The organism is Thermanaerothrix solaris (genome assembly GCF_032334255.1).
Classification (GTDB): Bacteria; Chloroflexota; Anaerolineae; order Anaerolineales; family Anaerolineaceae; genus Thermanaerothrix; species Thermanaerothrix solaris.
In genome coordinates, this window is record NZ_JAUHMF010000001.1 from 401,865 (window position 1) to 423,525 (window position 21,661).

Consider the following 21,661-nt stretch of genomic DNA (forward strand, 5'->3'; position numbering starts at 1 on the left):
ATACACAGCAGAAAGAAGGAAACAATGCAACCTCGAGATTATTTGCTTTTAGCCAAGCGTTGGGCGTGGTTGCTTGGCGTTGGCATTTTAATTGGACTAATAGGGGGGGCGATCTACAGCCTTGTTCAGAAACCTGTATATCAAGCAACCACTAAGGTTATGGTGTTGGGAGCACCTCAGAGTAGTCTCAGTGATATTCTTAACCAGAACACCGAACTGCTTTCCCAAACTTTCACAGAACTATTGGTTACTCGGCCTGTCTTGGAAGCCACTTCGGAGCGGTTAGGTTACTATATAAGCAGTAGTCAGGTTCGGGTTCAGCAGGTTCGTGGAGCCCAACTTATACAGATCATTGCAGAGGATAGCGATCCTCAGAAGGCAGCTGAAATTGCCAACACACTTGTCACGGTTTTTTTGGAGCAGAATGCCAAGATCCAATCCGGCCGGTTCTCGGCATCAGAAGAGAGTCTTCAAGCACAGATACAGCAAGTAGAAGCACAGATTGCAGATTTGCAAAAACAGTTGGCTCAGACATCTGAACAATCTAGCGAAAAACGCTTGCAGGATGTAACCAATATAATTTCAGGAATTCAAACCGAGATTAACCAATTACAGGCGGATATTGTCCGGCTGGAATCCGATCATGAGACGGTGCTGGGAGTCAATGCCTTAGGACAACCCGCTCGTGTAACGCCAACGCTGACGGTAGATCAGCAAATTGAACTCACTCAGAAGCGCAGTCGCTTAGATGAATTGAAATCATTGTTGAATATCTACCAACAAATCTACGTTAGTTTGTCATTTTCACCTGCCAACCAGAGTGGTCAGAATAGTACCAATAATCAACTTCAAGCGGCGTTGGTCCTTTACCAGCAGATTTACGCTAATTTACTAAGCAATTATGAGGCAATTCGCTTAGCGCGATTACAAAGCACCCCAGAAGTAGTTCAAGTGGAAGGAGCACAAGTTCCATCGCATCCGGTGCGTCCCCAAACGACCACAAATATCCTCTTGGGAGGGATACTTGGATTGCTCCTGGCAGGCGGGATTGTTTTCTTATTGGAATATCTGGACGATTCAATTCGGAATGGTGAAGCGGTTACAAAGAATCTAGACCTTCCGGTTTTGGGTTACATCAGCGAAATGAACGGAAAATTACCTAAGGAGGCGTATCCACCTCATGTAGTTGCCCAGCCGCGTTCTCCAGTGACTGAGGCGTTCCGTTCTATTCGCACCAACCTTGAGTTTGTGGAAATAGATCGTCCGTTAAAAACTCTGCTCATCGGTAGTCCGAGCCCAGATGAGGGAAAAACGACCGTTGCAGTAAACCTGGCAATTGTGATGGCGCAAGCCGGGAGTCGGGTCTTGTTAATGGATACCGATTTGCGGCAACCGCAAGTCCATGAACGCTTGCGTTTACCTAATCGGTTAGGATTGAGTGATGTTTTGCGTGAACATAGTAATCTGGACGAGAGTCTGCATCATCTAACCACAGAGGGCATTGATGTCCTTACGAGTGGAACATTGCCACCCAACCCGGCTGAAGTCCTTTCCTCGGAACGCATGGCAAACCTCTTAAGTGAAGTAGCAATGCGCTATGATAAGGTAATTTTGGATGGGCCACCGTTCTTAATTTCAGATGCCATCGTTTTGGCTTCACGAGTGGACGGGGTATTGCTGGTCCTACGCGCCCGGAGCACATCACAAAGTGTAGCGTTGGAGGTGCTAGAACAATTAGATCGAGTAAAAGCGAGGGTTGTGGGAGCCGTACTTAATCGCGTTCAGGATTCCATTTCCAACCACTACTACCATAACTTAAAGTCTTATGCCTATATTTCTAAAGAAACCGACGAATTGACCTTACTCGAAGATTAGTGTTGCCCGGTGGGAGGAACCCATGCCCCAGTCCATCTGTCCTTATCTTGGGCTTAGACGAGACCCAAGCACAGTATTGGAATTTCCAAGTGAGCGCAACCATTGCCACCACGCTCGACCAATAGCACCGGTTAACTTAAGGCATCAGCGTTTATCATGTCTAACCGATCGCTACGTTAATTGTCCCGTCTATCATCAATCAAAAGCACAATCTCTCCCCGAGGACTTACTACTGCCAAGTTTTAATCAAACGCGCCAGCGGTGGGTGATCCTTGGGCTTTTTTTATTCCTTATTCTCGGTGGGGTAATTGTAGGTGGGGTGAGTGCATTCAAGATAGAGGGTCGTGGGATTATACCTAAAACGGGCGATATGAATGAACCAGGAGAAAGCTCTCAAGGTCTTTTACTGTTAACCGAAGCCCTGAGTTTGACCAAGGGGGCAGTAAATTCGCCAGATAACTTAACGGTGACTTCGGGGGTTCCAGTTGAATGTTATCCACCAGAAGGATGGGTGGCGTATTTGGTTAAACCAACAGATTCGCTTTTACGGTTGAGTCTATTGTTTCGCACCAGTGTTGAAGTGTTGCAATCAGCCAATTGTTTAGGGGAACGCACTCTAATCCGTCCGGGTGAAATACTTTATGTTCCCCCTTTGCCTACCCCAACTGCTACTTTCACCCGCACACCTACAAGAACCCGTGTTCCGGCTTCGGTTCTTAATCCCACGTCCCCTTCGCGTGGTGAAAACCCACCTCCATTTATTCCAACACCTACTTTCACCTTAGTAATGCCTTCCAATACTTCCCGTCCAACGGCTACCTCAGTACCGTCAACTTCGACCTCAACCCCTTTACCAACCCTTCCTCCACCCCCGCCGTCTCCAACCCTACCTCTTCCTACACTTCCACCAACTGTACCACCGCCTGAACCTACCTCAACATTGGAAGAGACTCCCACTTCTTAAGAAATCAATTCTTCACACTCTAGAAAACAATTTAGGAGCACAGGATGCTTGAGATAGCCTTTAGGTATCTCGTAGTAACATTGGCTTTAATGTTGCCAATCTATCACGGAACGGTGCAGTTGGGATTTTACCCACCAAATGAGGATAAATTGTGGCCATTGAATCTCAGCGCTGACGAGATCAACAATACTTCGCCTATTGCATCTGATGATTTTTTCTCAATATCCGAGGATTTGGATTTAATGGTTTCAGCACCGGGGGTTTTGGAAAATGATAGTGATTTAGAGAGCGATCCGCTTACCGCCATTAAAGTCAGCGATCCAGCACACGGGAGCTTGACGCTTAATAACGATGGTAGTTTCACTTACTCGCCAGATACAAATTACGTTGGGCCTGACTCGTTCACTTACAAAGCGAATGATGGTCAAGCAGATAGTAATGTGGCTGTGGTTACTATAACCATCACGCCAGTGAATGATCAACCCAAAGCCAACCCACAAGAAATAACCGTAGCCGAAGATAACAGTGTTGAGTTTGTTTTGACCGCTTCAGATGTAGATAATGAGGAATTAATTTTTAGCGTGGTAACACAACCGACTCATGGGATATTAACCGGAACACCTCCCTACTTGACATACACACCCGATGAAAATTTTTTCGGCTTGGACTCGTTCACGTTTAAAGTCAATGATGGGCAGTTAGACAGCGAAGTGGCGACTGTGAGCATTACAGTGACAGCGGTCAATGATGCGCCGATAGCAACAAACGACACCTATATGATGGACGAGGATGCAGTTCTGAATATACTTGCCCCTGGTGTGTTGAGCAACGATCAAGATGTTGAAGGGGATGTTTTGAGTGTTGAACTGGTGAATAATGTTAGCCATGGGGGACTGACCCTCAACACTACTGGCGGTTTCACTTATACGCCAATCGCCAATTACTATGGTACGGATTCATTTATTTATCGCGCTTATGATGGCCAACTTTATTCGAATGTGGCAGTAGCAACCATAACGATCAATAATCTCAACGATCCTCCTCTTGCGCTGGACGATTCCTATACAATAGCAGAAGATACGCTATTAAATATCCCCGCTCCAGGGATACTAAGCAACGATACTGATCCTGAGGGAAGGTCGTTAAGTGCAAGTAAAGTAAGCGATCCAACCCATGGTAGTCTGATCCTTAATAGCAATGGCGAGTTTACTTACTCACCGGCTTCGAATTATTATGGTCCAGATTCATTTACTTATGTTGCAAATGATGGTCAGTTAAGTAGCAATGTGGCAACGGTAAACATCACGGTGACCCCTGTCAACGATGCGCCAGTCGCAAACTCACAAACGAAAACCGTGGCAGAGGACGGTAGCACTGTCATTGTTCTGACAGGCGCGGATGTGGATGAGGATGCACTGACATTCACCGTGGTGACCCAACCGGCTCATGGAACGTTGAGTGGCCTACCCCCAAGTCTAACATACACACCCAATCCAGATTATTCCGGTTCGGATTCGTTCACTTTTAAGATAAGTGATGGTCAGGTGGATAGTAATGTAGCCATGGTAAGCATTACCGTTACCCCAGTCAATGATGCTCCTGTCGCATTAAGTGATGTTTTTTCTGTTAACGAGGATACGGTGTTGAGTGTAACTACTCTGGGTGTACTGATCAATGACCAAGATGCAGATGGGGACGTGTTGAGTGCTTTGCTGGTGAGCAACGTAGACCATGGGACATTGACTCTCAACACCAACGGTGGTTTCATTTACATCCCCAGCAAAGACTATAACGGCTCGGATTCGTTCACTTATTTTGCTAATGATGGTCAAGCCAACTCGAATCCAGCAACCGTAACGTTAATTGTAAATCCGATCAACGATGCGCCAGTGGTTGTTGATGATACATATCGAGCGAATATCTTGGGAATCCTTGTAAGTAATCCGAATGTTTTAGGAAATGATAGCGATGTGGATCAAGATAATTTATCAGTAGATCTCCGGAGTACCCCGATCCATGGGGTATTGAATATAAACAATAATGGCAACTTTACCTATGTCCCAACTCCGGACTATCGCGGAACCGACTCGTTCACCTATCGAGCCTACGATGGTAAGGCGTATTCAGTCCTTGCCACAGTGACCATTGAGGTTGACTCCGTTCGTCCATTGCCTCCGGATTGGATTCAGCCAGTAGGGAATGAAAGCATATATATCATGCGAGAGGACACGGTGACTTTGGGGGTCACAACTTATGACACGGACATAAATTATGTGCGATTTCAGTGGTGGAACCCCGTGAGTAATAATTATGAACTTCTTGGCGTAGATACAGAAAGCCCATTTTCAGTTGCTCTAAATTTTAGTCGTTTACCGGTAAATCAGTTGAGCCAAGTGTTTGCAGAGGTTTGGGATGATTTCGGAAATGTTTCACTTAACACATTGAACCAAGAGACTTACCTTCAAACCGTTCGACGAATTTTTATCTTTCCTACCACTTTTCGTAATCAAATCTATTTGCCACTGATCTTCAAATGACAGGTTAGGGTATAATAATGTCCGTTCCTTATGCCCACACTTGAGCGACTTTCAATCGTAGTGCCTGTTTTCAACGAGGAAGAAAACCTGCCTCTCTTATACCAGGCGATTTGTTCTGCCATGGCGGCTATCCCGTGGGTGTGGGAAGTCGTGTTTGTTAATGATGGTAGTCAAGACCGCAGTGGGGAAGTATTAGAGTCTTTGGCCGTTTTTGATCCTAACCACGTGCGAGTGGTTGAATTGCGACGCAATTTCGGGCAAACGGCGGCAATTGCCGCAGGAATAGATCATGCTTTTGGGGACGTCATCGTCCTAATGGATGCTGATCTGCAGAATGACCCAGCTGATATCCCAATGATGCTGGAAAAAATTCAAGAGGGATACGATGTCGTTAGCGGATGGCGTGTGCATCGAAAAGATGCATTTCTTACTCGTACTTTGCCATCACGGATTGCCAACGGCTTGATTTCTTGGGTTACTGGTGTCCATTTACACGATTATGGTTGTACCCTAAAAGCCTATCGGCGCGATGTCCTAACAGGGTTCAAACTCTACGGTGAAATGCATCGGTTTATTCCGGTTTACGCTCATGGAGTGGGAGCAAAGATCATCGAGGTGCCGGTTCGTCATCACCCGCGGCGTTTCGGAAAAGCAAAATATGGGCTTGAACGTACTCTCAAGGTGATCCTGGATTTATTTACGGTCAAATTTCTCAATAGTTATGCTAATAAACCCATTTACCTTTTCGGCGGCACCGGCGCGATATTGATTTTTCTTAGCACTCTGTTATTGCTCTATTTGTTCATTCGCCGTGTTTTCTTTGGCATCGGTGTGTTAACCTCGCCGTTTTTCCAAATGGCAACGATGATCGGGATTTTAGGATTCCAATCTATCTTAATGGGGTTGATTGCTGAATTACTGGTGCGGACCTATCATGAATCTCAAGGTAAGCCCACATATACGGTTAGACGAATTATTCGAGAAGGTGTAGAGGAACCAGTATCCCTGAGTAACACACGTTGAAGTGACCAAAGAATCTATGAAGCGCAAAAACGAACAACATCAACGCTTGTTTTTAGTCATCTCTCTAATGCTTGGGTTGGTGTTTGTTGGGGGATTGGTTCATTGGGCTCAGACTGTTAGTGGTCTGGGCTTTTTTGTTATATCTTGGAAATGGCGATTGGGTTTAGGGGGATGGATTGGTCTGGCTATTCTTTGGGCAGGATTGTTGATTACTGCTTATTTTCACGATATCACACCGTCTTTGTGGTTACAACGAACCATAACGTCGCGGATAGCTCGTTTTTGCGGTTTTGTCATTGCAATGGGTTTTATGATGATTCCGGTGGTTGCCATAAGTGGATGGTTGCCACATCCCGAAGTTTGGGAAGCCTTTCCAGCACGATTGATGTTATTAAGCGCTGGGATTTTTTTCGGTGGAATGGGAATCTCGTTGGTAACAAATGATGAGATTGGTTGGTTGGGATGGATAGGAAGCGCTTTGGTTTCGGGTATTGGATTTATTCTATTGCAGTATTTACCGGGGATTAGTTCTTATCCTCTTTCTCTAGGTTGGTCTGAGGCCAGTCGTTATTATTATGGCTCACTATTTTTCGCCAGGCGCATCTATGGCGTTTCCGTGCCCCTTTCGCCACTTCATCCGGCCCGCTATATGCTGTTGGCGATCCCGTTTGCATTGGGCCACCTTCCGTTATGGGTACATCGGTTTTGGCAAATTGCCTTATGGTTAGGAATGAGCCTCGCTACTTCAGCGGCTCTGGTAAAAAGATTGCCAATTGGAAATCGGCTTGCGCGTTTTTGGGCTGTCATTTGGGGAGCATTGTTCCTGTTGCAAGGGCCGGTGTATTATCACCTCACCTTGTGTGTCATCCCTGTATTATTGTTTTTTGATGCTAAAAAGCCCTGGCGCACATTGTTGGTGGTCCTAATCACCTCACTTTGGGCAGGGGTCTGCCGTATTAATTGGTTTCCTGTGCCCGGGGCACTGGCAATTTTTTTGTGGCTGCTTGAAGAACCTATCGGGGAACAACCTTTTTATCTTTACTACAGATGGCCTCTTATATTCGGCGTATTGGGTTTGGCTGTAGCCTTCGCTGCGCAAGCGGTATATATCACATTATCTGGGCAACCATCCTGGATGTATGAATCGACATTTACTTCGGATTTACTTTGGTATCGTCTTCTCCCTAGCCCGACCTATCCGATAGGGATTATTCGTGGTATCGTCTGGGTGTCTTTGCCATTATGGATTCTTATTACTGTCAATGGTTTACGTAACTTTAGTAGAATCAGCATTTGGCGATGGGCGGGAATTGCGGCTATTATAATGATTTTCTTTGTGGGGGGATTAGTGGTCAGTGTTAAGATCGGTGGGGGTAGTAATATTCATAATTTGGATGCCTATCTTATCTTTTTAATGACAATTGGAGCATACCTTGTAACCCATCGCGTCGTTGCGGATGGGAGATCGTTGCAAGTATGGCGTCCAATTCCTGTTTTGTTGTTATTAGCATTCCTGCCAGTAGGGTGGCACATGTATTTTGCGCACCCCATCATGAGGCTTGATGAAAAAATAGCCTGGCAGGATGTTGAAATCCTTCGGGATTGGGCTCAAAAAGCCACTGCTCAAGGGGGGAGAGTATTATTCATTAACCAACGCCATTTGTTGACCTTTGGGATCATACAGGGAGTGCCCCTGGAGCCAGAATATGAGTTACTGGTGTTAATGGAAATGGCAATGGCTAACAATTCTCGTTATCTCGGTCGTTTCTATAATGATTTAGAACAACGAAAATTTGATGTGATCATTGTTGGCACTCCTAATACACCAATAAAAGACCCTGCGAAGGATGCGTTTGCAGAAGAGAATAATGTTTGGGTAGAGAGGGTGGTCTTGCCGTTGCTACGGAATTATAAAGTCGCTCTTGTTTTGCAATCTGATGTCGCTGTGATGGTGCCGCGAATTGAAGACATCACCGTTTCTCCATAGATTGTGGTCGGGCGGTATGGTGTCTAAGGCAAATCGTTGCTAGATGGTCTTCATATAGACATTCCCAGCCCGGGTCTTGACGGAGAGCCATAATCAAACGAGAATCTTGGGGAAAAATTACCCAATTGATTTGATATTTGTCCAACCAAAACTTCCATCCTTCGTCCAGGGTTAAAATTTTCTCATACGTTCGCGTCAAATCTTCTCCATAAAAATCGGTTTGTCCATCTATAAAAACGCGATATTCTGGCCAAAGGCGGAATAGCAAATAGCCTCCCCAAGGAAAGTAATTCATCATGTTTCCTTGGGGTGAGGAGGCGATAATCCAGTTTGTAGCCTCGATTGGAAATACATTGGGATCAAATTGGTTGCGTTCTTTGAACCAAGGAGAAGTTAGAATCAGGCAGATAATGATTAATGAACCTATGGTTGCCCAGATGGGTAATCTAATCTTGGTTTGCAGGCTGATAAATTGCTTTTCACGATTTTCCCATCGGGTTCCCGTCAGGAATCTTTTTATTTGCATACTTAGAATTGGGGTCATAATTAGAGCGTATAAGGGAATATTGCGAGCGCTCATTAGTGCCAATGCTGTCCAACCCACCCCCAAAAAACGGTGGGCCATAGGAATTGGCTGTCTTTGTGACATGGCTAACCATAGGGAAAGTAGAATCATTATCAGGAAGGGCCAAGTAGTGAGCGATTGAAAATTGGGGGGAAGATATTCTTGTGTATGGCTAATGAGGTAGCGATTGGTTACGTACTCGATACTGGTTTTCCAGAGCCGGATACCAACCGGGTTGATTAAGGAGGTAACAAATAAGAGAATTCCGAGGCCGGAGAATTTTGCCAATTGACTGCGGAAAAAAGGGATGTCTTTTCTGTGCTTAAGATACTCCCCAAAAAATTCTGCCCAATAAGCCATGAAACAGGCAAATCCGGAAATGAAAGCACCATGGGTGTTAACCCAAATCAACATCAAAAGGAGAGGTTGCCAAAAGGGAAGGGGACGTCTGAGGCGAAGGTTTTCTAACATTCCAAACCAAATCGCAAGGTAAAGAAAAGTAAAAATGTGAGGTCTGGCTAAAAAATGTAAACTGGCCGCGGCAAACGAAAGGAGGCTCACCATTAGAGAAGTTAGAGGGAGAAGGCTTGCGGTAAGCGCCTGACGATAGATCAACGACCAAGTAATGGCGATCACCATTCCAACGAAGAGGACAATCCCGTTTAAGCCAGCCCATTGGTGAATTAGGGCAAAAGTCAATTGGGCCAACCATTCGTGAGGGGTAAGTGGTTGTCCATAGAGGGAATGTGAGAATAAATCTCGGGTTGGGATGGTGTAGGAGGATAAGATATAGTAGCCCAGGGTTAGATGTCGCCCCAAATCGCCGTCCTGGTTTAACAATCGTGGTCCAATTCCTATGACGCCAAGTAATGTGGCAAGGAAAAGGATTTCTTCAATCCTTGGTAAACCAATGGGAAAAAGGTACTTCTTCGCTTTCTTGATCGACATGGTTGGGGATATTTTACATGATAGATAAACGGGAAGATTGTGTGAAGTACAATAAAAATTATCGCACTATCTAATGCTTTATTTGAGGGATATAAGGCGTGTTTATATTGGCCCTTGTTTTGGGATTTATCTCAGGAAGTCTGCCTTTTTCTGTTTGGTTGGGAAAACTATTTTTATCGCAAGATATTCGAGAAATTGGCGATGGAAATCCTGGCGCCACAAATGTCTTTCGAACTGGTAATTGGAAGGTCGGAATATTGGCTTTGTTGTTAGATTACCTTAAAGGCGTTTTGCCAGTTGCCATTTCTTATTCGGTATGGGGGATCCAAGAAGGAAAATTAGTAGCAGTGATGATGGCCCCCTTATTGGGACACCAACTTTCGCCTTTTTTGGGATTTAGGGGTGGCAAGGGCGTGGCGACAACCTTTGGAGTTTGGACTGGGGTAACTATGTGGGAAGGCCCCATTGTTCTGGGTTCCCTTCTAACCATATTTTATTTCCTTTTTGACCATGATGCCTGGTCGGTTATTTTTGGTATGATCGGATTGCTTTTGTATTGGTTACTAAAGGGAGCAACTGCAGAAATTTATGGCGCAGCATTGGCAAATTTGTTCTTTTTATTGTGGACCCATCGGTTGGCACTAAACGGAAAGATTGGGTTAAGGTTTCTAAGGTTTCGATTAAAAAGTCGCTGAAGTTATTGAGTAAAGACAATGAGCACAAGGTGGCATATTCGTCCTTATTATCCTAATGATCGCGATGCCCTGTTTCGGATCGCAGGGGATACTGCTTTTTTCGGTAATCCTATTGAGGCTTACATGGAAGATCGAAGGCTTTTTCTGGATGCCTTTTATGCGTATTACACAGACTATGAATCTGAACATGCTTGGGTGGCAGTTGCTGATGGGAAGGTGATTGGATTTCTAGTAGGGAATCTAGATCCAAAAAAGTATCGAAGAACAATGGCACACAAAATCATTCCCGCAGTTATAAAAAGGCTTGGGCAAGGTGAATACAAAATTGGACCTAAAACGCGAAGATACTTACGTGAAGTTGCCCTGGCTTTCATTCGAGGGGAGATACCGAAGGTGGATGAGATGTTATACCCCTCTCATCTCCATCTGAACGTAGATGCCCAAAGGCGCGGACTTGGTATTGGCAAAGAACTGTTAATGGGCTATCTAAATCACTTGCGTTGCCTTGGAGTGCCGGGCGTTCATTTGCAAACGACTAACTTAAACCGAGCAGCCTGCCATGTGTATGAAAGTCTTGGTTTTTCTCTGCTTGAGGCTCGAAAGACCCGCGTGTGGGAGTGGATAGTCAACGAAAAAGTTGAGAATCGGTGCTATGGTATGCGATTGTAAAAAAAACAAGGCCTGCAATATTGCAGGCCTTGTTTGGTCTTGTGGTAATTCTAATGGATTGTTTTATTGTTTTACAACAACATTGCTGGCTTGCAAACCCTTAGGGCCGCGCTCGATTGAGAATTCGACGACCTGACCCTCTTCCAGAGTGCGGTAGCCATCGCCACGAATTGCAGAAAAATGAACAAAAACGTCATTTCCACCTTCGCGGGAGATGAAACCATAACCCTTACTTCCATTGAACCACTTGACCGTACCGATGTAACGTTCAGACATTGTAAATTGCCTCCTTCAGGCGATAAAAGGTATTTAGGTGTTCAGCTTGTTCCATCGGAACGATCAAACAATTAGGCTCACGGAAATTCCGTGAGCCGCCGTTCTTATTCCGCGAACTTACTGGTTTCCTTGGTTTTGTTTATATCATGGGGTTGCATTTGTGTCAAGGGGCTAGAAGCACTTTTGTTAGCGCAAAGTAGTAAAGTCCCCTTTGTGCAAAGTTAAAATGTCCCCTTTGAAGGGACACACAAACATGGATGAACTACTGAAGATGAGTAACCAAGAAATCACCCGCCTAGAAACAATGCAAAGGATCAAGGAGAAACGCTTGACGCAAATCGAAGCCGCCCGGCTGCTGGATTTGAGCGTGCGGCAGATCAAGCGGCTGTATCGTGCCTACAAGACCCAGGGTGCGGCAGGCTTGGTGAGCCGACGGCGGGGTAAGCCCAGCAACCATCGCCTGAAGGAGGAAACGCAGCAGAAAGTCCTTGACCTGCTCTATCAGCGCTACGCCGACTTTGGGCCGACCTTAGCCCACGAGAAGCTGACTGAGCAGCACCATCTCTCTATCTCACGGGAAAGTGTGCGTAAGATTATGATCGCCGAAGGGTTGTGGAAGCCAAGGCGGGCGAAGAGACCGCCGCTGCACCCGATGCGCCAGCGGCGCGCCTGCGTTGGCGAGTTAGTCCAAATAGATGGGTCGGATCACGCCTGGTTCGAGGAGCGTGGGCCAACGTGTACCCTGCTGGTGTTCGTGGACGATGCGACCGGCCAGTTGATGGAACTGTGGTTCGTGCCGGATGAAACGTTCTTCGCGTACTGCGAAGCCACCCGCCACTACCTCGAGCGTTACGGCAAACCGCTGGCTTTCTATAGCGATCAACATGGCATCTTCCGCGTCAACCAGCCGCGCCCGCTGGCCACCACCCCCGGTCTGACCCAGTTCGGGCGGGCTATGCAGGAATTAGACATCCAGATCCTCTGCGCCCATTCCCCGCAAGCCAAAGGCCGCGTCGAACGCGCCAATCAGACCCTGCAAGACCGCTTGGTCAAAGAACTGCGCCTGCGGGAGATTTCCGATATACAAACCGCCAATGCGTTCTTGCCTGAGTTTCGGGAGGACTTCAACCGACGCTTTGCCGTGACCCCGCGCAGCAGCCACAATGCCCATCGCCCCTTGCTGCCCACCGACGACCTCGATCGCATCCTCACGCACCAGGAAACCCGCACCCTCTCCAAGAACCTCACTGTCCAATTCAAGCAGACGATTTACCAAATCCAATCTGACCGCCCTGCCTATGCCCTGCGCCATGCCCATGTCACCGTCTGCGAAAACCCCCACGGCGACGTCACCATCCTTTACCAAAACCAGCCCTTAGCTTACTCGATTTACCAAAAGCCTGCTCGACAAGCCGACATCGTGGATACCAAAACCCTTGACCGCCAAATCAAAACGCCGCCATCCCCTGCTCCCAACCACCCCTGGCGGCGCTATGGACACCATCTCAACGGCAAACCTATTCAAGAGGCCTCGCCCCATGACGCTGACTGAAATCGCCCGTCTGTTGCCCTTCCTGGCTCTACTCAAGCAGGCCAAGCTAATCCGCTTATCCCAGCCCGGTCTGCCCTCCACCTCTTCTCAACCCTTCCATGGGGACATCTCTATTTTGCAAAACAGGGGACATTTCTATTTTGCATTGACAGGGGCTAGAAGCACTTTGTTAGCGCAAAGATGAAAACTCCCTGATTTGGCCCCCCTTCATGGTCCAGTCTCCCCCTATTTTTCTCTCTCAACCCTTCAAAAGGCACATTAATACATCGCTAAACAGGCCAAATGTCTATTCTGTATAGATAAGATGGGTTGAGAAAAGTCGGGGAGGTGCGAAAATTATAAATATCCTTGTCATTATGCTAAAATTTCACAATTCCAAGGTGATGGAGTTATATAGATGGAGCGAACGGTCCCAAGTACAGCATCAGGGGAGATTGCCCTTTACCTGCGAACAATTTATTCTCTATTGAGATCAACCGAAAAAGTGCAGATTCGAGCATTGGAGGAAGTTCATCTTGCCACTAATTCTTCGCTGCATCCTGATGCACGGAAGCCCACGCCTGACACTTCGGCTTTTATTTATAGTCTCCTCCGATTACCGGAGTGTATTTCAGAGGTTCAGACGGTTATCTTGGGACAAAGTTTACAAGTTTTTACACGACATGGCTATCCTGATGTAGACAAATGGCAGCAGGTTACTGCCCGTGCCCGGCGTCGGAGATGCTATTTTAACCACCGCGATACTCTGGCGTGTTTGATCGCAAGTCGCTCGGATATTGACGATTTGATCCCCACCCTGACCGCCTTTCAAATCGAATGGAATAAGCTCCACCGCCTGTTACAAGGACGGCCCGCAGACATCAGTTGGGAAAGACTCGTTAATGAACCGGCTTTATCACAAGAGTTGGCTAGCCTTTTGAAAATAAACGAGGAGGATTTAGAACGCCTGCGGGCGGTATGGGGAACACGATTTGCCGTAAATTTACAGCGAATTGCCCATCGCGCATGTAATATAAGCGTGCGTTTACTCAGTGGGTCATTGATAGAATACAGGCGTGCCACCCGAGCGTGGTGGGAAAATATCGTGCGAACTCATCCTGAATTATTGGAAAAGCCGGTTTACTTTATTTCTAGTAACACTCATAGTGTGGCCAATTTGCTTTCTGGTTATGCTCTTTCCAAACGTGAAGAATTGATTCGGTTTCTAAATCAGGAACAATTTTCAGATTGGCTTGACGAATGGCATAGTATTGAGCAGCGCCAGTCTTTGGGCGAAGAAAACTTTTTGTATTACATTCTAAAGAAATATCAACAAACTTCAAAAGGTCGCTACACACTTAAAGAGCAATTGGAGTATGAGAAAGAACGGGGGATATATCGCATTCCGAGCGGAAATTACTTTGATATTGAGGCTCAGGTTATCCGATTATCTGCCCTAAACAGCGCGAATTTTGATCCACGCATTCGCGCAGGGAATATGGACTATCTGAAGCAAAGCAATGCGCTTATTCTCAATATAGATTACCCCCTTGGTCTTGGGGCATATAATCTTCTTGCTCTCATTGCCGAATACGTTGAGCCTATTTTGGGGGTATATGTTATGGGCAAAGCCGCCACTTTAAATGGGCGTTTAGGGGATGTTATGATCCCTAATGTGGTCCAGGACGAGCATTCCCAGAACACCTATCTATTTCAAAACTGCTTTAGCGCTTCGGATGTTGCGCCTTATTTAATTTTTGGTACGGTGTTAGATAATCAGAAAGCGGTGAGCGTTTTCGGTACATTTCTACAAAATGCGCAGATTATGGATGTAGTCTATCGAGAAGGCTATACCGACGTTGAGATGGAAGCCGGTCCTTACCTTTCGGCTATTTATGAAATGACCCATCCTAAGCGGCATCCAGTTAATGAGATTGTGAGCCTTTACAATCTTCCTTTTGATGTTGGAATTCTGCATTATGCTTCAGACACTCCCCTAAGTAAAGGGAAGAATTTGGGTGCAGGTACTCTCTCCTATTTTGGCATGGATTCAACCTATGCAACAACCATTGCCATTTTGAGGCGAATTTTTTCCAACGAACGAGCACGACTTGCTTAAGAAACCAGAGCGGCCTCATCAATAATAAGGCCGCTCTGGGGTAAGGGGGGTTACTGGTCTAAGGCTCGAAGTTGGTCACGCAGGCGCGCGGCGGTCTCGCGGAAGGTTTCAAGTTTTTGCCGTTCCTTTTCAACAATCTGAGCTGGTGCTCGCTCGGCAAACGGCCCGGCAAGTAATACTTCCAACCGTGAAATTTGTTGTTCAGCTTCTGCCAATTCCTTCTGCAGGCGCGCCCGTTCTGCCTCAAAGTCAATCAAATTGGCCAGGGGAATGTAAATCTCGATACCCCTCGCGACCAAAGCAATTTCGTTGCCAGATCGAGTCGCCCGATCCTTGAGAATTTGCAATTCTTCCGTAGAGACCCCAGCGAGTGCGGCGATGATTTGAGATTGCTCATAAAGCATTTCAGCATGATCGCCTGCCACAATTACGGCAGGTATCTTCCTGGCGGGAGGAACTTTCTTCTCGGTGCGAACGTTGCGAATCGCTCGGATGATGTCCTGTACCATTGCAAAATGTTCGGTCTTTTCCTCTTCCCAATCCTCGGGGGGGTGAGGTTCAGGCCAACGCGCGATGATCAATGCCTCCGCCCAACCCTCTTTGGGGGCGAGCAACTCACTTTTTGATTGGGCAGCTTGTTTTAGATGCCCCCACAAAGATTCAGTGACAAAGGGGGTGAAAGGATGAAGTAATCTTAGACAAGCATCAAGGACACGCACCAGGGTATATGCCGTATAAAACGCTCGATCACCCCCTTGAGCCAATTGAAGTTTGGCGATCTCAATGTACCAGTCGGCGAATTCTGACCAGAAGAAATCGTAAATTTGTCGCCCGGCCTCGCCAAATTGGTAAGATTCAAATAATCGCTCCACCTCACGGAGAAGGTTCTGCAAGCGTGCCCAAATCCAAGAATCGGCTAATGTCCATTGGGGGGATGATTGAGGGGCTGGTGGGCACGAATCAAGCGCTCCAATGACGAACCTTCCAGCGTTCCACACTTTATTGGCAAAATTCCGATTGGCTTCCACCTTTTTAAGACTTAAATTGATATCATTTCCAGGAGTTGAACCAACTAGCAAAGTGAAGCGGAGCGCATCAGTGCCCATTTGATTCATGACCTCAAGAGGATCTATTACATTCCCCTTGGTCTTGCTCATTTTCTGTCCATGCTCATCACGGATTAGGCCATGTAAGTAAACCGTATGGAAGGGCTCGCGACCGGTAAACTCAAGGCCAAACATGATCATTCGAGCTACCCAGAAAAAGAGAATATCGTACCCGGTCTCCAGAACTGAGGTGGGATAGAAATATTTATAATCGGGGGTTTCTTCCGGCCACCCTAGGGTTGAGAATGGCCATAATCCTGATGAGAACCATGTATCTAAAACATCCTCATCCTGATGAATATGTGGACTACCACAAGTGGCGCAGGATGTAGGATCTTCGCGGGCAACGGTCATAGCTCCACAATCATCGCAATACCAAACCGGTATGCGATGCCCCCACCACAGTTGACGGCTGATACACCAGTCCTGAATGTTTTCCATCCAGTTGTAGTAGATTTTGGTGAAACGATCGGGTATGATACGGATGCGTCCTTCGCGTACGGCTTGTAATGCAGCATCAGCCAAGGGCTTTATACGAACGAACCATTGTTCGGAGAGTCGGGGTTCAATAATTTCGCCACCCCGTTGAGAGCGAGGTACGGTTATCGTATATGGTTCTTCTTTGATGACCAAGTCGGCTGCGCGCATGTCTTCCCAAAGTTTTTTACGGCATTCGAAGCGATCTAAACCAGCATATGGTCCACCGGCCTCATTAATTCGAGCCTCTTCGGTCATAATGTTGATGATTTCGAGATTATGGCGTAAGGCAATCTGGTAATCATTGGGATCATGGGCAGGGGTGACTTTGAGAGCTCCGGTACCAAAACCGGGGTCTACATATGAATCGGCGATGATTGGTATAAGACGCCCTAGAATGGGTACTCGTACTTTACGACCAATAAAAGAGGTGTAACGTTCGTCTTGAGGGTTAACCGCTACGGCAGTATCACCAAGGATGGTCTCAGGGCGGGTAGTAGCAACGGGAATATAGGTATTGGGATCGTCATCAAGAACGTATTTGAAATAATAGAGTGTGCCGGGCTCTTCAGAATACTCTACCTCAAGATCTGAAACTGCAGTACGGAGGCCAGGCGACCAATTGATCATTCGCAAACCACGGTAGATTAACCCTTTTTCATACAAACGCACAAAGGCTTCCCGCACAGCGCGTGAAAGTCCTTCGTCAAGGGTAAAACGCTCACGACTCCAATCGCACGAGGCACCTAAACGGCGAATCTGACGCGTAATGATGCCCCCGTATTTCTCTTTCCACGCCCATACCCGCTTAAGGAAAGCCTCACGTCCGAGTTGTTCGCGGCGTAGCCCTTCTTTTGCCAATTCACGTTCAACTAAAAGTTGGGTTGCAATTCCGGCGTGGTCGGTGCCGGGTACCCAGAGGGTGGGTTCCCCTTTCATGCGATGATAACGGATCATCAAATCTTCCATGGCTACAAACATGGCATGGCCGAGGTGTAGTTCACCTGTCACGTTGGGTGGGGGGATACTGATGACAAACGGTTTGTGAGAGGGATCAAAATTGGGCAAGTTGGGATCGTTCCATGGCTTGAAATAACCGCGTTCTTCCCACCATTTATAAAGCGGTTCTTCAATGGCAGAAAAATCATATGTTTTGGGCAGGTTGTAACCAGACATGTGCACCTCTTAGCGTTGAGTTCTTAGAATCTATCCCATATCGAAATGAAAAACCTTTCCTCCTCGCATGAGGACGAAAGGTTCTCTTCCGCGGTACCACCTCATTTCGCCGGTTTTTGACCAGCGCACTTTCCCGGACTACCATCCGGTTTTCGCGATAACGGGCTCACCCGTGCCGGTCTACTCTCCCCAAGCGGGATTTCTTCGGCCATAATGCCAGACGACTTCGGTCAGGTCTCTCTGCTGAGGCTCTCAGCCAATGACCTCTTTTTCTGTCAGAGGTTGCCCGACTTACTCCTTCTGGCGATTTGGTTATTGGATTTGACCCGATTATACAGAGAAGACAGTGAGATGTCAAATTAGCAAATGCCGTTATAATGGCTTATGTAATGAGGTACTTAAGGTTCGAGATGACAACTTCGAAAATTAATAGTTTATTTATTGGGGCAGTTATAGGTTTGCTTTTTCTTTTTGCGTGTTCCCCTATAAAACCTATAAAAGGGGAGGATTATCTTCTGGACAAGATCAGCACCAATACCCTTCCACCACTTCCTGAAGAAACTACTGGGCTCATCCCTTCTTTTTCGCCTATGCCCTCTTTTACGTTAACTCTGAGTCCAACACACACTTTCACCCAGACGCTAACTCCTACGATAACCCTCACCCCAACACCTTCAGCTACATTTACCGTCACGTTTACCCCGACGTTTGATTTTCCCGATGTTGTGGTTAAGATGCAGGCACATTGTCGTTATGGACCAGCCCGGGCTTTCCTCCATGCCGCTGATTTGTATCCGGGAGATCATGGTACGGTACGAGGCCGATTTCAGTATAGTGCCTGGTTATATGTGAAATTCGATAAACTCAACTACTTTTGCTGGGTCTCGCCCTCTGTAGTGGACGTAAACGGAGATATTACCAGGGTTTACTTCACCAAACCGCGTTTGCCTGGCCCGAGCGTTTTATATCCCCCGCCGAGTAATGTCCAGGCGATCCGGGATGGAACTCAGGTTACTGTGTCGTGGAGTCGTGTATCCATGACGGAAGACGATGATCGGGGGTACATGTTAGATGTGTTTGTCTGTCAGCAAGGTAACCTCATTTGGTGGCCTGTGGGATTATCGGACCAATATCAGACTAGTTATACGTTTACAGATGAGCCAGGGTGTGCTCAACCCTCTGGAGGGGTACTTTATACGGTTGAAAAGCATGGTTACTCTCAACCTGCTAATATCCCTTGGCCTGTGCCTTAAGAGAACCTAAGTATTGAGGGGGGCAAAAATAACCCTTGTTGTCGCTTCGGCAGTCATGGTTGCCTTATGGGTTTTTAAAGCGCGGTACTCAAAAGATTGGGAAAATTAATCTCGAAAGCAAGGATAACAGCCACAAAACCCCTATAATGTAGTCAGTGCTCCTGTCGTGTGGAGAATCTCACCAGGGCTTCGTTCTGTTCTTCGATAGGGCATTTTTTCATCAGGTTGATATCTAAGGAATTAAAGCCCCACTCGACCTTAATCGAACGAGTGGGGCGGGTTAATTTGCTAGACTAATTGATTAAAATCCTTTACGGCGGCGACCCTCGGCATCCGCGGCCTTTAGAGCCATGAAAACAGATTGAGGTGTGATGTCTCCAAGTTCGTTGAAAATGGTCTCACCAGGAGCACAGGCTTTTTCGGCGGCACGCATTAGATCGTCGTCACCGATATTCTTTAGACCAATTTCGGCGAGGGTTGTCGGAAGTCCTACTGCCTCACAGAAAGAGTAGACTTCATTAATGGCCTCAGGAGTTTTTCCGGTGAGGAATAAGGAGGCTAGGGTGCCGATTGCCACTTTTTCGCCATGGAAGTAATGATGGGTGGGTTCTAATACGGTTAGGCCATTGTGAATAGCATGGGCTGCTGCTAAACCACCCGACTCAAATCCCAGACCGCTGAGAAGGGTGTTGGCTTCAACTATTTTTTCAAAAGCTGGGGATACAACACCAGCGCGGTTGGCGGTCACGGCCTGAACACCGTAGGTGAGCAAAGTTTCGTAACAGAGTCGGGCTAAAGCATAAGCGGTCATTGAGCCAAGACGCCCTGTCATATTAGGGGCGCGTTTAATTTGGCAAGACTCGGCTTCAAACCAAGTGGCAAGAGCATCGCCCATGCCGCTGATCAGGAAGCGTACCGGGGCTTTAACAATGATGCGAGTGTCTACCAGTACGACGTTGGGATTGTTGGGCAGGAAGAGGTAGCGTTTAAATTGCCCCTCTGGCGTATAGATCACTGAAAGCGCACTGCATGGGGCATCGGTTGAAGCGATGGTTGGAACAACGATGACCGGAAGATGCAGAAAATATGCCACAGCCTTGGCGGTATCAAGTGTTTTTCCACCCCCTATTCCAATAACAACCTGAGCCTCGAAAGTTTGGCCTGCCGTTACTAACCGATCAATTTCTTCGTCTGAGCATTCTCCACCAAACTTTTCAACTTGGGTGTCAATGTGTCTTTGAAGAGAAGGAAGCAGTTCGGGAAGGATTGCTTCGTGAACGAATGGATCGGCCACCACCAAAGCTTTGGAGCCCAATCGAGCGCTTTCTTCGCCCAAGAGTTCCAACGCATTATAGCCTTGTACATAACGTCCAGGGAAAATTGTGGTTGTAATCATTGTCAAATACCTCCTAATAACTTGTGATAAAATTCACAATATGGATTCTAGCATATTGTTACAAAATTCACAAATAATAAAGCAGAACGATTATCATTGAAATAGGGTGATTTATGTCACAATATGGCTGATTCTACTATTATCGTTGCACTCCGCGTCTCATGAGTAAAAGATAGAGACCGAAAACAATAATAGCAATCGAGCCAGTGTTGCTGAGCAAGGTGGGGGTTGCAGAAGGATTGCCTGCGATGTACAGCGATATGCCGGCGATGCCCAATACTCCGCCCGGGATGAGAGGCCACCAAAGAGCGCTTTGCCTGATCATTCGACTGGTTAGAGAAATTAAGATCCAGCCGAACGCAAACCAGAGGAGAGATAAACCAATCGCGGTAAGGAGTGGTTCTATGGGAAGGCGGCTTATGAGAGCATAAATCCCAGGACCAATACCTAAAAGAAGACCACCTGGTATTAGCCAACCCACGGAACGATAGCGAACACCTAACGTAATAAAGAAAAGGCCACCCAAAACGGAAAATAAAAATGCAATGTCACTCAATCTGGCATGGGTAAAAAGGGCTACATAAGCAGTGACTGCTCCCAAAGGCGCAAGCAGGAACGCCCACCCGCTTGAACGAGTAAAGAAACATGGTGTGAGTAAACCAATAATCAAGCCACTTATTGCTACTCCCACCGCGATTACGCCAATCCAGATGATAAATTCAAAGGGCAAGGGGGCTAAAAACAGATAACCTTCCCAGGCTATTCCAAGGCTAAACAGGAAGGAACCCACTATCCAAAAAATAATTCGGCGCGCCCATAATGACCATCCAATGAGCAAGAGGCCACTTACGATCAGAGCCAGCCATCGGAGATGACCCGGCCATAGATAGGGGTCGGCAAGGATTAATAAACCGGCAATGACCAGTATCGAACCTATGGCTATTTGCCAAGGGGGTGGAAGGCGAATCTTTTTCTCGATTAGATCGCTATCGTTCATGATTGGGAGACCAGGAAGAACGTCATCACGCTAATTAACCTAAGTTTATGCATCTTTCAATCTATTG

The 21,661-nt window shown here is 46.8% G+C and carries 16 protein-coding genes; 11 read left to right on the forward strand and 5 right to left on the reverse strand.

The window, feature by feature from the left end; translation table 11 throughout:
• The first annotated feature begins 24 nt into the window (after positions 1-24).
• The 5 genes from QYE77_RS01830 (at position 25) to QYE77_RS01850 (ending at position 8,386) form a co-directional block, all read left to right on the forward strand.
• Positions 25-1,875 (forward strand): polysaccharide biosynthesis tyrosine autokinase, encoded by a 1,851-nt coding sequence (locus QYE77_RS01830; protein WP_315623638.1) that lies wholly within the window; start codon positions 25-27, stop codon positions 1,873-1,875.
• A 370-nt stretch (positions 1,876-2,245) separates the two neighbouring features.
• Positions 2,246-2,839, forward strand: coding sequence for a LysM peptidoglycan-binding domain-containing protein (locus QYE77_RS01835; RefSeq protein WP_315623639.1), 594 nt, complete (start codon positions 2,246-2,248; stop codon positions 2,837-2,839).
• Between the two features lie 44 nt (positions 2,840-2,883).
• Positions 2,884-5,376 carry a tandem-95 repeat protein gene (locus QYE77_RS01840; protein ID WP_315623640.1) on the forward strand — a complete coding sequence of 831 codons (2,493 nt, stop codon included), beginning with the start codon at positions 2,884-2,886 and terminating at the stop codon, positions 5,374-5,376.
• Between the two features lie 30 nt (positions 5,377-5,406).
• Positions 5,407-6,399, forward strand: coding sequence for a glycosyltransferase family 2 protein (locus tag QYE77_RS01845; RefSeq protein WP_315623641.1), 993 nt, complete (start codon positions 5,407-5,409; stop codon positions 6,397-6,399).
• A 16-nt stretch (positions 6,400-6,415) separates the two neighbouring features.
• A complete protein-coding gene (locus QYE77_RS01850) occupies positions 6,416-8,386 on the forward strand; it encodes a hypothetical protein (protein ID WP_315623642.1) in 1,971 nt (656 codons plus the stop codon).
• Here the strand turns inward: QYE77_RS01850 and QYE77_RS01855 are convergent.
• Entirely contained in the window at positions 8,370-9,650 is a 1,281-nt protein-coding gene (locus QYE77_RS01855; RefSeq protein ID WP_315623643.1) for a hypothetical protein, read from the reverse strand. The genes QYE77_RS01850 and QYE77_RS01855 overlap by 17 nt on opposite strands.
• Positions 9,651-9,997: 347 nt before the next feature.
• Here QYE77_RS01855 and QYE77_RS01860 point away from each other — a divergent pair, with 347 nt between their 5' ends.
• Positions 9,998-10,594, forward strand: a complete 597-nt coding sequence (locus QYE77_RS01860; protein WP_315623644.1) for a glycerol-3-phosphate acyltransferase — start codon at positions 9,998-10,000, stop codon at positions 10,592-10,594.
• Positions 10,595-10,612: 18 nt separating this feature from the next.
• Complete coding sequence (locus QYE77_RS01865; RefSeq protein WP_315623645.1) at positions 10,613-11,263, forward strand: GNAT family N-acetyltransferase; 651 nt, start codon at positions 10,613-10,615, stop codon at positions 11,261-11,263.
• Positions 11,264-11,326: 63 nt separating this feature from the next.
• Here QYE77_RS01865 and QYE77_RS01870 read toward each other — a convergent pair whose 3' ends face one another.
• Positions 11,327-11,539, reverse strand: coding sequence for a cold-shock protein (locus QYE77_RS01870; protein WP_315623646.1), 213 nt, complete (start codon positions 11,537-11,539; stop codon positions 11,327-11,329).
• Between the two features lie 253 nt (positions 11,540-11,792).
• Between QYE77_RS01870 and QYE77_RS01875 the strand changes: the two genes are divergently transcribed.
• From QYE77_RS01875 to QYE77_RS01885, 3 genes are all read left to right on the forward strand, one after another.
• Positions 11,793-13,091 carry an ISNCY family transposase gene (locus tag QYE77_RS01875; protein WP_315623647.1) on the forward strand — a complete coding sequence of 433 codons (1,299 nt, stop codon included), beginning with the start codon at positions 11,793-11,795 and terminating at the stop codon, positions 13,089-13,091.
• Complete coding sequence (locus tag QYE77_RS01880; RefSeq protein ID WP_315623648.1) at positions 13,078-13,275, forward strand: hypothetical protein; 198 nt, start codon at positions 13,078-13,080, stop codon at positions 13,273-13,275. Before QYE77_RS01875 ends, QYE77_RS01880 begins: the two co-directional genes overlap by 14 nt.
• Before the next feature lie 213 nt (positions 13,276-13,488).
• On the forward strand, positions 13,489-15,189 hold the full coding sequence (locus QYE77_RS01885; protein ID WP_315623649.1) for a DUF6909 family protein: 1,701 nt from the start codon (positions 13,489-13,491) through the stop codon (positions 15,187-15,189).
• 50 nt (positions 15,190-15,239) lie between these two features.
• Here QYE77_RS01885 and QYE77_RS01890 read toward each other — a convergent pair whose 3' ends face one another.
• Positions 15,240-17,948 carry a valine--tRNA ligase gene (locus QYE77_RS01890; protein ID WP_315623650.1) on the reverse strand — a complete coding sequence of 903 codons (2,709 nt, stop codon included), beginning with the start codon at positions 17,946-17,948 and terminating at the stop codon, positions 15,240-15,242.
• A 410-nt stretch (positions 17,949-18,358) separates the two neighbouring features.
• Here QYE77_RS01890 and QYE77_RS01895 point away from each other — a divergent pair, with 410 nt between their 5' ends.
• On the forward strand, positions 18,359-19,201 hold the full coding sequence (locus QYE77_RS01895; RefSeq protein WP_315623651.1) for a fibronectin type III domain-containing protein: 843 nt from the start codon (positions 18,359-18,361) through the stop codon (positions 19,199-19,201).
• A 301-nt stretch (positions 19,202-19,502) separates the two neighbouring features.
• Here the strand turns inward: QYE77_RS01895 and QYE77_RS01900 are convergent, their stop codons facing one another.
• Both QYE77_RS01900 and QYE77_RS01905 read right to left on the reverse strand, forming a co-directional pair.
• Complete coding sequence (locus QYE77_RS01900; RefSeq protein WP_315623652.1) at positions 19,503-20,597, reverse strand: glycerol dehydrogenase; 1,095 nt, start codon at positions 20,595-20,597, stop codon at positions 19,503-19,505.
• Positions 20,598-20,736: 139 nt separating this feature from the next.
• Entirely contained in the window at positions 20,737-21,594 is an 858-nt protein-coding gene (locus QYE77_RS01905) for a hypothetical protein (protein ID WP_315623653.1), read from the reverse strand.
• Between the last annotated feature and the right edge of the window lie 67 nt (positions 21,595-21,661).